Annotated in this window: 12 protein-coding genes, 3 pseudogenes and 1 other annotated feature; of the genes and pseudogenes, 3 read left to right on the top strand and 12 right to left on the bottom strand. The window is 52.3% G+C overall.

The features are described 5' to 3' along the window. Window positions 1-78: 78 nt before the first annotated feature. The 9 genes from flgI to HF921_RS00435 form a co-directional block, all read right to left on the bottom strand. Window positions 79-1,206, bottom strand: a complete 1,128-nt coding sequence (gene flgI / locus HF921_RS00475; RefSeq protein ID WP_215893095.1) for a flagellar basal body P-ring protein FlgI — start codon at window positions 1,204-1,206, stop codon at window positions 79-81. Next, on the bottom strand, window positions 1,206-1,946 hold the full coding sequence (locus tag HF921_RS00470) for a flagellar basal body L-ring protein FlgH (protein ID WP_215860882.1): 741 nt from the start codon (window positions 1,944-1,946) through the stop codon (window positions 1,206-1,208). The genes flgI and HF921_RS00470 overlap by 1 nt, the downstream gene beginning before the upstream one ends. Next, window positions 1,946-2,728 (bottom strand): flagellar basal-body rod protein FlgG, encoded by a 783-nt coding sequence (gene flgG / locus HF921_RS00465; protein ID WP_215860883.1) that lies wholly within the window; start codon window positions 2,726-2,728, stop codon window positions 1,946-1,948. Before flgG ends, HF921_RS00470 begins: the two co-directional genes overlap by 1 nt. A 17-nt stretch (window positions 2,729-2,745) precedes the next feature. After that, entirely contained in the window at window positions 2,746-3,489 is a 744-nt protein-coding gene (gene flgF / locus HF921_RS00460; RefSeq protein WP_219616751.1) for a flagellar basal-body rod protein FlgF, read from the bottom strand. Window positions 3,490-3,501: 12 nt separating this feature from the next. Next, on the bottom strand, window positions 3,502-4,758 hold the full coding sequence (gene flgE / locus HF921_RS00455; RefSeq protein WP_215888592.1) for a flagellar hook protein FlgE: 1,257 nt from the start codon (window positions 4,756-4,758) through the stop codon (window positions 3,502-3,504). 27 nt (window positions 4,759-4,785) lie between these two features. Beyond that, window positions 4,786-5,154 (bottom strand): flagellar hook capping FlgD N-terminal domain-containing protein, encoded by a 369-nt coding sequence (locus HF921_RS00450; RefSeq protein WP_215860886.1) that lies wholly within the window; start codon window positions 5,152-5,154, stop codon window positions 4,786-4,788. Window positions 5,155-5,170: 16 nt separating this feature from the next. Next, entirely contained in the window at window positions 5,171-5,581 is a 411-nt protein-coding gene (flgC, locus tag HF921_RS00445) for a flagellar basal body rod protein FlgC (RefSeq protein ID WP_215860887.1), read from the bottom strand. Window positions 5,582-5,590: 9 nt separating this feature from the next. Then, window positions 5,591-5,947, bottom strand: coding sequence for a flagellar basal body rod protein FlgB (locus HF921_RS00440; RefSeq protein ID WP_215860888.1), 357 nt, complete (start codon window positions 5,945-5,947; stop codon window positions 5,591-5,593). Window positions 5,948-6,109: 162 nt separating this feature from the next. Continuing rightward, a complete protein-coding gene (locus tag HF921_RS00435; RefSeq protein ID WP_215893094.1) occupies window positions 6,110-7,222 on the bottom strand; it encodes a sigma-54 interaction domain-containing protein in 1,113 nt (370 codons plus the stop codon). Window positions 7,223-8,405: 1,183 nt separating this feature from the next. Here HF921_RS00435 and HF921_RS00430 point away from each other — a divergent pair. Together HF921_RS00430 and HF921_RS00425 are read left to right on the top strand one after the other, a co-directional pair. Next, window positions 8,406-9,191: an EAL domain-containing protein gene (locus HF921_RS00430; protein ID WP_215893093.1), complete on the top strand. Its 786-nt coding sequence runs from the start codon at window positions 8,406-8,408 to the stop codon at window positions 9,189-9,191. Window positions 9,192-10,768: 1,577 nt separating this feature from the next. Further along, window positions 10,769-12,031, top strand: a complete 1,263-nt coding sequence (locus HF921_RS00425) for an EAL and HDOD domain-containing protein (RefSeq protein ID WP_215893092.1) — start codon at window positions 10,769-10,771, stop codon at window positions 12,029-12,031. Window positions 12,032-12,134: 103 nt separating this feature from the next. Here HF921_RS00425 and HF921_RS00420 read toward each other — a convergent pair. Both HF921_RS00420 and HF921_RS00415 read right to left on the bottom strand, forming a co-directional pair. Further along, window positions 12,135-12,566: pseudogene (locus HF921_RS00420) on the bottom strand (IS3 family transposase); the annotation flags it as partial. A gap of 202 nt (window positions 12,567-12,768) precedes the next feature. Continuing rightward, on the bottom strand, window positions 12,769-13,698 hold the full coding sequence (locus HF921_RS00415) for a class I SAM-dependent methyltransferase (protein WP_215893091.1): 930 nt from the start codon (window positions 13,696-13,698) through the stop codon (window positions 12,769-12,771). A 499-nt stretch (window positions 13,699-14,197) separates the two neighbouring features. Between HF921_RS00415 and HF921_RS00410 the strand changes: the two are divergent. Further along, window positions 14,198-14,826 (top strand): annotated as a pseudogene (locus HF921_RS00410) (IS3 family transposase); the annotation flags it as partial. Further along, window positions 14,476-14,592: a sequence feature (AL1L pseudoknot), on the top strand. (Overlaps the previous pseudogene by 117 nt.) 111 nt (window positions 14,827-14,937) lie before the next feature. On the opposite strand, the pseudogene HF921_RS00405 reads toward HF921_RS00410, so the two are convergent. Beyond that, window positions 14,938-15,046, bottom strand: a pseudogene (locus tag HF921_RS00405) (IS21-like element ISRso6 family helper ATPase IstB); the annotation flags it as partial.

Raw genomic sequence — 15,046 nt, 5'->3', positions numbered from 1 at the left:
GGGGGGGGGGGGGGCGTCACGTCCGACAGAGGCCACGCCGGTCGGTATAGAGAGGAGAAGACAGGGTGCGCCATTCTGTTAAATGACCTTGATTCGCGCATGCAGAGCGCCGGCGGATTTCATGGCTTGCAGGATAGATGCAAGTTCTGCCGGCGTGGCTCCCACGGTATTCAAGGCACGTACGACATCTTCCAGACTAGCGCTTTTCCTGAGCAGAAAGAGGTGTGCCTTATGCGTTTTAATACCGACTTTAGTATTGCTGGTAGCGACTGTGACCCCCCGACCAAACATATTCGGCTGACTCACCATCGGTGTGGTCTGGATGCTTACCGATAATGATCCAGTAGCCACCGCACAGGACGTAATGCGGATATTCGACCCCATGACCACGGTGCCATCCTGGGCATTGATGACAATAGTCGGTCGAGGTGCTGGGGCGCTAACCGGGATTTGTTGCAGGGCGGAAATAAATCCGACCCGTGCGTTCATATCAATTGGTGCATGGACTTCCACTACCCCTGGTCCCTGTGCCTGTGCGGACCCTGGGAAGATCTGGTTCACCGCTTCTACCATCCGCGCCGCCATGACATAACCCGGCCTGCGTAACAGTAGGGTAATAATGCCTGCCTGCGGCGAGGATGGTGGCAAGGGCACCTCCACGATTCCCCCGTTAACAATCCGTCCCACGTCCGGATTATTGATAACCAAGGATGTACCCCCTCCCGTAGCGGCTGCGCCTGTTACCAGTACTGGCCCTTGTCCCTGAGCATAGACTTGGCCATTGGCACCATGCAGTTGTGTCATCAAGAGAATACCCCCACGCAGACTGCTCGCATTTCCCACGGCGGAAACCGTGAGCGTGAACTTTTGCCCTGGTCGCGCATCGGCTGGAATGCTTCCCGTAATCATTACCGCCGAATCGTTGTTCGGCTGCATGAACGTGTTGGCTGGAAGATTAATGCCCATGTGCCGTAACATATTGGTAATCGTTTGGGTGGTGTACGGCACCTCGGTCGCTTGATCGCCTGTCCCCGGCAAACCCACAACCAATCCATATCCGATGACTCGGTTCGTGCGGTCTCCCCCGATGCGGGAGAGTTGACCTACTGTGCTAGCCATGACAGTCGGTATGCTAGATATCCAGCCACCGGCACCCAGGTAGAAGATCAGGCACAGTACCGCCGCGCGCTTAGTGGTCGCAGGCATCAGAATGGCCACAATGTCAAAAAGAAGCGCGCCAACCAGGGCATTTTAGCTGCCTGATACCCTTGGCCAGTTCCACTGTATTCCACTCGCGCGTTGGCCACGTCCGTGGAAGGAATGGTGTTATTGTTGCCAATATCGCCCTCACGGATGATTCCCGATATGCGAATCCACTCCGCGCCGGTGCCCGCGCCGGAGTTCAGTTTGGTTTGTCCAAGAATTGCCAGATTTCCTCCGGGGAGTATCTGCGTAACGGTGGCAGAGATGGTGCTGATCAGCGTGTTGCTCTGGGTAGATGCGCCAGCACCGCTACTACTGATGCTGGATCCGGCGGTAACATTCGGGGAAATTTTGTTGCCACCGATATTGCCAAAAGAGAGCGGCAGACCAAAAAAACTACTGATGGCATCGCCAATGGAACTTTTGCGACTGGTCGCGTTTTGGATGGCATTGCTGGCCGTGGCATTCTCCAGAATGTCTACCGTGATCAGGTCGCCAACTTGCCATGGCTGATGATCTGAATACCAGTTCTCTGCCGTGGTTGGTTGATAAATCTGACCATTCGCTAATGATGTTTGTGGTGCCGTCATCGGGGGTAATGGCAGAGGTGCAAATGATTTGTTGCGATGAAACGGCATACCGGCGGCACATCCAGAGAGTAATCCAACGGACCCAGCCAATATGACTGCCGCCTGAATGGCAATAAGCAGCTTTTGTGTAAAGGTCGTCAATGTCGCCGGCATCAGATATTCGCCAGATAGCCCAGCATTTGATTGGCCGTGTTGGCCATATCTGTTCCCAACTGATACGCTCGTTGAGCGGTAATCATGCTTACCATGGCATTCACTACGTTGACATTGGAGGATTCGAGGTAGCCCTGCATAACTGCGCCTGTACCGTTGATGGTCGGCTGCTGAATATTGGGTGCACCCGATGCGCCGGTCTGTAGCATGAGATTATCGCCGATCCGTTGGAGCCCCGCCGGATTCTGGAAAGTGGCCAACTGTATTTGTCCAATTTGCGTGGGTGCGGCCTGCCCCGGCAGTTGCGCGGTGACGGTGCCGTCTTGAGCGACTGTAATGGAAGTGGCGTTGGCCGGGACCGTAATAGGTGGCTGCGTCAGATATCCATTGGCGGTAACCATCTGCCCATTCTGGTTGAGCTGAAAAGATCCGTCGCGGGTATAGGCCAATGTGCCGTTGGGCATGAGCACCTGAAAGTAACCGTTCCCATTGACGGCAAGGTCAAGGCTATCGCTGGTCTGCGTGAGGTTACCTTGGGTTTCGATGGGTTGTGTTCCCACAACACGCACACCCGTACCCAATTGCAGACCAATGGGGAGGTTCGTCTGCGTGGAAGATAGTGCGCCAGGCTGACGTACGTTCTGATAGAGTAAATCCTGAAACAAAGCCCTCTGGCGTTTAAATCCCGTCGTGCCCACATTCGCCAGATTGTTGGCGATGACGTCGATTTGCGTTTGCGAGGCCTCCAGGCCGGTACGAATGGTTGACAGTGCGCGAAGCATAAATCGTTCTCCTTTCCTTACAGATTGCTAGGGATGGAATTGGCATCTTTTTGGTCGGTGGAAATGGTCTGCACGGCTTGGGTTTCCCACTGAAATAGACGTGAGGCGCTGATCATGTGAATCATGCTGTTGACCGGATTCACATTGCTGCCTTCCAGCGCACCGGGGACAATTTGTGCCGCAATCCCTTTTATGCTGACTTTCTGTCCAGGGTTGGGCGCAAACAAATTGTTGCCTTGTGGTTGAATGGATGCGGATAGTGGGTTCACGACTAGAATTTGCCCTACGCTCGCGGCTCGCGCGTTTGGAGTGTTCGGGATTGCGGATACTGTTCCATTCGAAGTGACACGCACACTAGCCCCCGACGGCACATAGATGGGCGATCCACCGACTCCCAGTACAGCTTGACCGTTCGCGTTAATGAGCATTCCCTGCGCCGACAGGTTAAGGTTGCCCGCACGTGTATAGGATTTCACGCCACCCTGCGATTGCACCACGAAAAACCCTGGGCCATTCAAGGCGATATCTAGTGGGCGCCCCGTTTGCTGTATGGCTCCCTGCTGGAGGTCCATACCATTCTTTTGCGCGACCACGTCGACCCTATTCGGTTGTCCTTGGTAAAAGAACGGAACGGCGCGAAAAGCCGCGCGTTCGGCCTTATAACCCGTGGTACTGGCGTTGGCGAGATTGTTAGCCGTCACGTCTAGCCGCTTGGATGCGGCCAGTAACCCGGTCATGGCGATATACGCAGATCCCTCCATAATGTGTCGTCCTTACAGTTGCAGCAGCACGGCAGTATCCTGCTGTTGCATTTTGATGGTCTGTGTGTTGGCTTGATATGCCTGCTGTGCGACGAGCATTGCCACTAACTGTGAAGAAAGTCCGACGTTGGAGGACTCCACCGCACCAGACTGAATAGCACCGAGACCCGCCGTACCTGGGGCATTGACCAATGGGTTTCCCGCAGCGGCTGTGGCCTGCCACAGGTTGCCACTCGTTGGGGACAACCCTTGCAAGTTCGCAAAATTTGCCAGAGCCACTTGCCCCACCGCACGGCTTTGCCCATTGGTGAAATTAGCATCCACTGCCCCGTTTTTCTGAATGGAGATGGAAGAGTAGGTGCCGGGCGCATAGCCATTGATCGTCTCCGAAGTCACGGCGAAAGGGGAGTTCGTGAGTGTGGAACCAGAGAGACTGACATTGATGCTGCTGCCTGACGAGCCATTGCCCCACGAGGCCACGTTGATGGTGCCGGAAGCCCCGGAAACCAGCGTTCCACTGTTGTTGAAGGTTAGCGTTGTCAACGATCCTGATGAAACCGGATTGCCATTGCTATTGTTGGCGGCGTAGTAAACATCCCAGTTGTTCGGCTGGTTCGCTCCACCCGTACCGCTGGCATTGACGAAGTATAGGGTGACATTCTGTGCCGTTCCTAGGCTGTCATATACCTGCGTGGTGGTAGAGCTATTGTAACTGTTTGGATTTGAGGTGCTAAAGGGGGTTGTCGTCGTATTGATGGCAGGGTCGGTGGCGTTGAGGTTGGCTATCAACCCCGCCTGCGTGGTCGCTTGGGGGAGCATCGCGGAATTATTGATCTTGAGATTGCCTAACACGGTGGCGAATTTGCCAGGGGTTCCCGGTACCGGCTGATATCCCTGTAAAGGTAGTCCGGCATTGTTTGTTAAATAACCACCGGAGCTGATCTGAAACTGCCCATTGCGGCTGTAATCATTGGTGCCGTTGTTGTTCAGGATGAAGAAACCGCCACCGTTGATGGCCATGTCCAACGGGTTGCCGGTAGTGGTCACATTGCCCTGGGTAAAACTTTGGGAAAGCGAGACCGTTGAAACCCCGATGCCTGGGGTCGTATTATTACCTGCCGCGCCAGCAATAGATGCGGCATATAGGTCGCCAAATTGCGCGTTGGAGCTTTTGAAGCCCACGGTATTCACGTTCGCAATGTTGTTGCCAATAGTGTTGAGATCGGTTTGTGCGGCATTTAGGCCGCTAACTGCCGTGTTGTAACCCATGTCTTGTGCTCCTTAGCAATAGGTTGATCAGGCGACAGTCGTTGCAGTCTGACCGGAAGTGGATGAACCGGAAGTGGTTGTTGCAGCTGTGGTGCCGAGTTGCGAAATCTGGTTGCTGATCTGTTGCAGAATGCCATCGGCCTGCGTCATGCCGTTAGCAGTCGTGAATCCAGCGATCTCCTGCGCCAACTGGTTATTGCTGACCGGCTGCGAAGGGTTCTGGTTCTGCAATTGGGTCACCAATAGTGTGAGGAAGTCCGATTCAGTCATGGTTTGTCCAGAAATATTGCCAGAGGCCATCCCGCTACTGGATGCGGTTGTGCTACCGGCCACCAGGCTGGAGGCTACAGATTGAGAAACTGGTTGTGAGGAAGCGAGAACGGAACTGATGGACATGATTTTCTCCTGATACTTAGAGCGAAAGGGTTTTAATGGCGACGGTTTTCAGAACATTGGCGGCCGTGACGTTGTCTTGATAGGCACGCGAGGCGGAGAGCATGTTCACCATGCTTTCGATAGGATTGACATTCGATGACTGGACATATCCCGCAGGATTAGCGAGTGGATTTCCGGGTTCATAGAGTAAGCGAAGAGGTGTATTGCTCTGCACAACACCTGCGGTGCGCACGGTATCGAGTTGCATACCATTGGAGGACGTCCTCAACGGCTGTGCTGCAAAGATGATTTCACGGGCACGGTAGGGAGTTCCTGTACTAGACGTCACACTGTTTGCATTGGCGAGGTTGCTGACTGTCGTGGCCAACCGCATGGATTGGGCAGACATGCCATCGCCGGCGATGGTGAGGGCGCTGATTAAAGACATGTGAGCTCCTTAGTAAACAGAAGAGGTGTTGATAGCATTGGTCATCGATTGGATGGCTCCCGATGCAAACTGTTCGTCGGCCTCACTTGCTAAAGCTGTCTGTGTGATCTGCATCATCACTTGCTCTGCTGAGACGGAGTTGCCATTCAAGCCAACCGGCGAGCCTCGTTCATATTGCGTATAACGTAGAGTGTTGCCAACACTGTTTCCGGGCTTCTGAAGAGCGGCCGCGAAGGCGGCACGGAAGTTCAGATTCTTCGCCTTGTAATCTGGTGTTGATGCATTAGCAAGATTACTGGTCAGCACTTCCAGTTGTGCATTGCGCAAGGACATGGCCTTACCAAAAAACGTGATATCTGCAAGCATGGCGCCTCCTGAGAGTTTGCCAAAATATGCAATAATCATGCCATATATTAATTTATTGATTACAATAAAATTTACATCCATTTAGATGCTTGTTGCGAGCTTGGCTAGCACCTCGGTGCCGCAAGCGTGAGGGCACCATTTTTCGTGCGGCAGTATGATCGATCAAAGGTTCTGCAATGACCTAACTGGTTGCCGACGCTCTATGTATGGAATATTCAGCGACTGCACGCGAGTGAACAAGGTGGTCCGCGGAACGCCCAGTAGTCTGGCGGCTTCCGACATATTTCCATTGGCGCGTTGCATGGCCTGCTCTATATATGTGCGCTCAATCTGGCGCAACGTGTCCGGCAAGCTGAAATTGTCACCGGAAAGTTTGGGTTGAAGCACTGAGAATCCCAATTTCTCTACGGGTGCCAATCTGACAGAGCACGGATTATCGGCATAATCAGTGCGTAACGAATCCAGCAAAGGATGACATAAATAACTAGGAAGATCTTCCGGTGCAATCTGTCCGGAGTGCCCATTTAACCGCTGCACGGCTAACCGTTCCACCAGGTTTTGCAATTCCCGTACATTCCCAGGCCAAAAGTAGCGCATCAGAATATCGAGCGCTGCGTCAGTAATTGTTAATGATGGATACCCCTTGCTGCATAATCGATTGGAAAAATAATTAACCAATAAGGGAATATCGGAAGTCCTTTCGCGTAATGGCGGAAGCTCTATTGGATAGATATTCAAGCGATAATACAAATCTTCGCGGAAGCGCCGGCTGATTACTTCCTGCCGCAGGTTTCGATGTGTAGCGGTAAGAATACGAACATCGATATCTACCGGTTCTCGTCCGCCGACCCGGTCAATTTGTTTTTCCTGAAGAACCCTCAATAGCTTAGCTTGTAATGGTAATGGCATATCTCCTATTTCATCTAGAAGAATTGTACCTCCATCAGCCTGTTCAAACTTTCCCGTTGTTCTTGACAATGCTCCAGTAAAGGCGCCTTTTTCATAGCCAAAAAGCACTGACTCAAGCAAGTCAGATGGTATTGCAGCACAGTTGATTGCGATAAAGGGCTTCCCGATCCGATCAGATTGCTCATGAAGCGCACGCGCCACTACTTCCTTCCCGGTACCAGTTTCGCCGGTTAGTAAGACCGATATAGAAGATGGTGCCCTAGAAAGAGCGTTCAATGAATTGAGAATAACTTTCCAGGCTGACGATTCACCAATGACGGATGTTAAGCGACTTTTTTCGGGGCGTAATAGTCGAGCACTGACCATAAATTGTTTTTTCCTGATTATGATATAATTAAATTATCTTATGATCTTTTCTCAGTTGTCAAGTGGACGAGTTGTATAATATATGTACGCACTGAGCAAATATATATAGACAACACCAGTTCCCAGAAACAGCGATTTAAGGGGTCGGACAATTTCGTGAGGATTCTTGTAGGTGTTTCGCCAGTGGCTCCGTGGAAAATGCCCGGCAGGCACACCTTTGGGATGGCCAATGGCTTCACGGCAACCGTATCGTCCACGAATTCCAGGTCTGCCCTATGCATCCTTCATGCTTTAGGGTGGTTCGAAAAATTCTGAAGCAAGATTGCTGGTCAGTACCTCCAATTGTGCATCGAGCAAAGACGCGGCCCTATCAAAGAAACGTGATGTCTGCAAGCATGGTATCTCCTGAGGCTATGCAAAATTATGCAATAAGTATGCCACACATTATCTTATTGATTGAAATATATTTATCGATATTTAAATGCTTATTGCGAGCTTGGCTAACACCTCAGTGCTCCAAGTATGCCGGCTCTGTTTTGCGTGAGGTGGCATGTCTCCATCCTCATGAATGGCATTCGTATTTCACTTGTATCCATTATGCGCGCCATCTTATGGATCGCCCAGGTTTCCAGTCAAGGATATTTGCTGGCATGAGCACGGCAACGGACGAATGGCGCCTGTGTGCCGTAGTACTAGACATTAGGGTGTTTCGCGTCGTGGTGCGAGGTGGCGTTCCGCGCCCCGTTTTGCAGGTGGTATGGTGCGTAACATGGAGTCGTCAATCGCGGGTGGTTTGACCTGTTGTTGCTACCCACATTCGACGATGGTCACTTAATTTGCGGTGAGTGAGTGGGTCACGAGCGGGAAAAAGGCAGTACCGATCCGGGATCGACGAGGTATCTTGTTGGGCACGATTCTGATTTTCCGGGATGTCACCAGGAAATGTTGCCTGACCATCGAACTGACCCAGCAGGCTGGTTACCCACGATGCGCTTCCTGGATTACCACAACAAAGTATGGACGGCGTTGCGTCTAGCTGCTGGATGATGCGCCCTCGAGGATTTGCTGCGGGGCATGCGGATTTGGCCAGTTATGCGGTCAAAGCAGTGAGGAAGGAGCAGTTCCAATGGGTTGAGTGGCCTATGGGGATCAACCTCAAAAAAGACCAAATGGGAGTATCAGGATGACAGGAGTTGCACTGAATCAGGGGCAATTGCTGCTCCACTACCAGCCCGTGGTGGAGATTGCCAAAGGGCCCGTGGCGGTGGAGGCATTGCTCCGTCTAAACCACCCGGAGCTTGGACTATTGCCTCCTGCGGCCTTTGCCAGCGTCCTAGATGCGCCGCGTCTGGCGCGACGCATCGGCTGTTTTGTGCTGGAGTCGGCACTAGCGCAAGCAGAGGTCTGGCATCGGCAGGGCCTGCCTCTGCGCGTTTCGGTGAATATGAGCACTTACCATTTATTGGATCAGGAATTTCTATCTGATTTGCAGACCGCTTTGGGTGCGCATACCGATCTGCCTGCGTCCTCGGTTGAAATTGAGGTCACCGAAACCGCACCGCTACTCGACTTTGCCAAGGCACAGAAAACCCTGTTGGCATGCAACCGACTGGGAGTGCGGATCGCGCTGGACGATTTTGGCACCGGGAATGCCTCACTGACCTATTTGCAGAAGCTGCCTGCGCAAACTATCAAAATCGATCAGAGTTTTGTCCGAAACATCCTTCACGATCCCAAGGATCATGCGATTGTGGCTGGGGTAGTAACTAGTGCGAAGCTGATGGGACTGCTGGTGGTGGCAGAAGGGGTGGAAACAACGGGGCATACCGCCCTGCTTACCCAGCTGCAATGCCACTGTTTGCAGGGTTACGCCATAGCGAGACCCATGGCGCCGAAGTTGATTCCAGACTGGGTGGTGCAGTATAATGCTCGATCGTACCACGATAGGCATAGCCTATCCCCTCTCTGAGCCTTATTTCCGCGATTGAGTTGCGGATGATTTGGCGGGAAGGTCCAACCCACAAGGGTTTCCGGTATAATGGTCTCGTCGAAAAGATTCACCTATCGGGTGGACTTACAGGAGGGGCCGATGAGGAAAATGGCACGAACGGTGCTTTCATTCAAGATGGCTCATCGTGGTCCGCTACCCGCAGCAGGCCGATCTCCTGGAAATCGACCGTCCACGCTACCACGTTATCGCCAGTAACCGAGTGGGTAGCACCGCCGACGTCCTGGTTTGGTACCGGCAGCGGGGAGAATGCTCAGAAAACGGCATCAAAGAACTCAAGTCGGTTTTGGGATGGAGCGGGGCCTTGTGGTCAGGAAAGCACCCATGCAGCGTTCTTCCGGCTTGGGGTGATCGCCCACAATTTGTTCGTGCTCTTTCGCCACCCCACCTTGGGGGAGGGATGGCAACAGCATCGCATCGCGACCGTTCGTTGGCGACTCTTTCAGGTCCCGGGGCGACTGGTGCGCCATGCGCCGGTGCCTGGGTGCTGAAGATTCCCGCTGCCACAGTCGATTGATTTGCCGATATTCGCCAACGCTCTTACGCTGCCGTCCACGGGCCGACCGGCCAATCTTCGCGACAACCCCCAAAACCCCTTTGATCGTTACCCCGGCGAGATGTCTGGCTGCCCGATTTACGTCAAGAAGGGGCCCCCAACCGCAACCAGAGTATCGACAACACGCAGATCCGCGCACTATCGCGGCTTGCAAAAGTCTTGGCACCACCGCAAGAACCGAAAAGCTTCCGTCATGGCCACTGAAAACCCAACGACCCGAGACAATCGCGGAAATTGGGCTGAGGGTGCGACTTGCATTTATAAGTTGTGTCAATATGATATGTGGGTGCCGTCGTGTCTTTTTCAACATTGGGGCGGTGGGATAGTTGATGCAGAGTTTGGGGCTTGCACATTTGACGTGACTGATGATCATCCGACCCGGTACACCACCAAACCAGTTAAAGGCATAGCGGTGACATCCCAGCTTGGTCGTCGTTCGATTCCAGATGAACTCGGCACATTGGTGCCAGGATCGGCAGAGGGCCATGACGAAGAACTAAGGTTTTGTGGTGAACGCTGAAGGTCGATAGTCTTTGGCTTGCTCAGTCCACACTTTTTCCTGTTGTCCACCGCAAAGCGACCTAATTTGATCGCGGATAGCGTACATTAACTTAATGTCTACGACGGGGTACATAATGGAGTTCCTGGAAATCGCCAATAAGGATCCACAGTTGGTCATTTTGGCGAAAATGGCGGGATTGTGTTGTGAAGATATTTTCCTCAAATGCCCATCATGTACAAAAGCGCATCCCCTGCTTTATACTGCCTTTGCAATGAGCTTGTTCCGGGCCGCTCTGTCTCCGTTGCCGGGTAATCGTGGCATCCCTCATCAATATACCGAGGGGTGGTATACTTTGACCGCCGCCATTCTTTGCGGCCTAGACCCGAGTCAATATCTCATCGGGCGCACTTACACTGCGCGCTTATTGCAAGTGACCGACGTTTCCAAAACTCTACTAAATCGCCCCATGACGGTGTCATTATGCCTGTTGAATTTCCCAAAACAACCGTTTCCAAAGACACGCAGGAACTCATCGTCCGGCAGGCCATCCTCGGACGCCAGAATGAAATTATTGGCTATGAACTTTTTGTCCGGGACGAAGACTCATACAATGGACCATTGACCGACCCCTTCCTCTCCTCGGCCAGAGTAATGTTCAAAACTTTTAATATATTTAATGTAGAACAATTATTGGGCAGGAAACCGGCCTTCATAAATTTCAGTAACAACTGTTTTGATGAAGAAAGTCTTGCGTTATTTCCACCCAAACAGATCATTCCTGCATTTACTATTGCCGAAGCGCCCGGCCATGATTTCATTGAGAAGATGATGAATTTGCGGAGGCGCGGCTTTCGCCTGGCTTTGGATCTTTTTGAGGGCGTACCGTGGCAAATGGCACTACTGAAACTCGTGGATTTTGTCAGAATCGACACCAATACCAACGAGCCTGCGGCATGGGAGGCGTGGATAAGCATGGTCCGCAAGGCCAACCTGGCCAACACGCCGGCACTCATTGCTACGTGCGTAGAAACTCAAGCTATAGCGCGGCGCTGCTTTGAAATAGGCGTCGATTATAGTCAGGGTTATTATTTTATGCACCCCGAGATTGTCGCGGGGAGAATGCTTACCGAAAATCAACGCACAATTTTTAACTTGTTGAATCTTCTTGCAGAGGAAAATCCAGTAAGTGATATCGAAGAAATCTTTCGTAAGGATCCAAGTTTATCTTATCAGCTCCTCCGCTACCTGAATTCAGCAGGTCTGACCCGCGGCCAAGAAATCGATAGCATCCGCCGCGCACTTATTCTGCTCGGTCGGCAACCTTTGCAGCGTTGGCTGACCCTCTTGCTCTTTGCCAGCCAAGGTGGGCGCAAAAGTCCGTTACTGGTGATTGCGGCGACCCGCGCCCGCCTCGCTGAAATGTTGCGCGAACGTTCAACGCTACTGGAATCGCATCCACTCGCGCTGCACCGATCTTTCCTGGTTGGTATGCTGTCATTACTGGATGCTTACCTGGAAAAACCGATGGCTGGGCTATTAGATGAGTTGCGGCTGTGCCCAGAAATGCGTGCGGCCATAATGGAGCATCAAGGCGAAGACGGCATCCTGCTCCAAATCATTGAGGCCGTAGAGCGTGGTGAAATTGATGTGGTGCGCGACCGTGCTGCATCCCTGGGCTTCACCATCGCCGATATCACGCGTATATCTCTGGAATCTATGGCTTGGGCCGCCAGCCTGGAATAACTGCTTTCAAAGTTGTTTCATTCATATTGAGTTCCAGGGCACCCATGACGTAGTTCAGCGGCGCCCGCGCGCGTCTGTCAAGGTAGATACCATCTCCCATTTTTTAAGCGGCCTTTTTATCCTGCCACTGCGGGTTCAGATTTACCGCCCCGACGGGAGTCCAATTGCGTGTGCCGCCTGACCAGCGTTCCGGATTTTTTGCCTTGACCACCTCATAAAGGGCATGACGTTTCGCCAGCAGCGCGTGATCCTCACCCCGGTGACGCTGGGCCGGAGTGACGAAGCGAATGCGACGATGCTCATAGTTGTACCAGACGATGAAGTTACGCACCCAGATTCGTGCAGCGTCAAGGTCAGCAAAGTCGCTCCCCGGCCACTGCGGACAGGATTTCAGCGTTCGGAACAGCGATTCTGAATACCGGTTGCCATTGCTGACCCGTGGCCGGCCCTGGAACGGGGCGGTCCCCAGATCATAGAGCTTGGTCAGTAGCGTGGATGATTTCATCGGGATGCCATTGTCGGAGTGCAAGACCAGTGTGAGGCGGACGGAGGCAGCGTGTAAGCGCGCCTCCTCCGACCCGATAGCGACGAAGCCGACGAAGCCGACGAACAAGGCTACGCGGGTAGCGGCGGAGCCGGTGGAGCGAGGGGGTGCTTAGTAATGAGGTATTTCTACTGCGATACCGGGAATAATTCTGTCCAACTATCTACCTAGCTTAGGCACTATATTGAATTCATCAAGGATACTTTGTCGCCGTTAAATAAACGATTCGCTCATTATCGAGGATCGTCTTGGATTCTACTGCCGGGCGTATCACAGACTCAAACAATTTCTGATCGTCCACGCTGAATGATTGTTCCATGACTTGTTGCAGTGACGGAGCAAGCGGGTGCGGTGAGCGGCCAATGAATTCATCCCAAGAGTTTATTAACGATCTATGCACATCGATGTGCAATTCTAGGTGGGCTTCATGAAATCCAGCTTCTTGTATCATGCGCAGCAAATCGCGTTCGGAAAAATTGCAAAATGACGCATGTTCCATCTGGTCTTGATTGCTGGGAAATTGCGCTGATTTCAATCGGTAAATCAAACTTATAATGTTGTTTTTTGCTGTTTCATGGTTGGATTCAATGATTGCACGCAGGACGCCAACAGAGAGAGCTTCATCTTGAAATATTGGCTCCGCGAAAGCTATCTTAGCACCCGGTTTTAGTATCCGCCAAAACTCTCTCAGTGCAGCCGGTTTGTTGTGAACATATGCGAGCGCTGAACGGGTGGCAACAACATCAACACTTTGGTCTACGATAGCTGAAAGATTTTCAGCAGAAGCAATAAAAAATGTACACTGTTCACGTATATTTTCGCGGATACATTTTTCCTCCACAGTTTTTAGTAGGCGTGCAGAAATATCCGTGAAGATGACGTGCAGTGTGGGGCCTATGCGTTTTATTCCATGCAAGCCCAAGAATCCGTCCCCGCAACCGACATCCACAAGCGTCATTCCTGGCTGTAATTGTGCAGCATCGAGCACGCGGTCCGCATAACGTTCAACTTCAGCCATGATGCGCTGCTTGAATCCAGGGCTGCCTGCATTTCGTCGATGCAGAATCCAGTCGGCCCAAAGATCATGTTCCTCATTATCGGCACTTATTTCAGATATAAGCATGATCCTCACCAGTTAGCCAGTCTAAATTGATTGATGCCGGCGCCATGTGCGCCCCTGTAGCAGGCTATGATCTCGTTGCACCAAGATATAGTTTGTAATTTCTTTGCCAAAGAATAATATTAATTATCTTTCTGTGCAACGTATTATGGTGAAAGCGTTATTTATGACAGGGCGTTGGATGGAATATCATTCAGGTGCCAAGGTCGATACTGTTTAGTTAGATAAGATGATCGGCATGAGATCACAGGGCTGATGCAGCGGAGCACCTTGATCTCGAACCGGATACGAATTCATCTTTTTTCTGATGCCACGCGGATTACGCTTCCCGCGATTGGTTACCACCCGTCGTGAGGCCATCCCAGTCAGGATGCTGCGAATCAATGCTGACTTCCTTGCTCACCTCCACACAACATATGCAACAACTATAACAAATTATGAAGCAGTTACAATGAACCGCCCCGGGTTTGGTGGAGGCTCCAACCTTTGAGAGAATGGAGCCATGAATAAGTCCAAGCAGTTTTCGTCTGAAGTCCGCGAGCGCGCTGTTCGCTTGGTACAAGAACATCGCGGTGAATATCCTTCCCTGTGGGCCGCTGTCGAATCTATAGCCCCCAAGATTGGCTGTGTGCCGTCCACCCTACTGGCCTGGGTGAAGCGGGCAGAAATAGATGCCGGTCAACGTTCCGGCATGAGCACTGCGGAAGCCCAGCGCATCAAGGAGCTGGAACGTGAGGTCAAGGAACTACAGCGCGCGAATGAAATTCTGAAGCTGGCCAGCGCGTTTTTCGCCCAGGCGGAGCTCGACCGCCGTTTGAAGCATTGAGGCGTTTCACCGATCAATACCGGGACCGCTTCGGGGTCGAGCCGATCTGCCGAGTCTTGCAGATTGCCCCATCGGGTTACCGGCGTCATGCGGCACAACAGCGGAACCAGACGTTGCGCGGTGCCCGAGCGCAGCGGGACGCGGTGCTCTTGCTGGAGATTCAGCGGATCTGGCAGGCGCATCTGCAGGTCTACGGTGCGGATAAGGTCTGGAAGCAGATGAATCGCGAGGGGATACCGGTAGCACGTTGTACCGTAGAGCGCCTGATGCGGCATCTGGGCATACAGGGGGTAGTCCGCGGCAAACGGTGTCAACGGCGATTTAAAACTGACACACTTTTCCTTCGGGCAGCGATTTAAAACTGATACACCCCCAATTCTGACTTTGCGTGGAGGGTACCCCTTTTCACGTGGTATTTAATCGGTGGCGTCCCCCTTTCTGTGTTGAACCATACCGGCCTGACGCTGATGCTTGAGCCGATAACTTTCTCCAGCAATCGGCACAATACGCGCATGGTGCAGGAGG

Source organism: Acidithiobacillus ferriphilus (assembly GCF_018854775.1).
GTDB lineage: Bacteria > Pseudomonadota > Gammaproteobacteria > Acidithiobacillales > Acidithiobacillaceae > Acidithiobacillus > Acidithiobacillus ferriphilus.
This window is presented reverse-complemented; position numbering and strand designations above follow the sequence as displayed.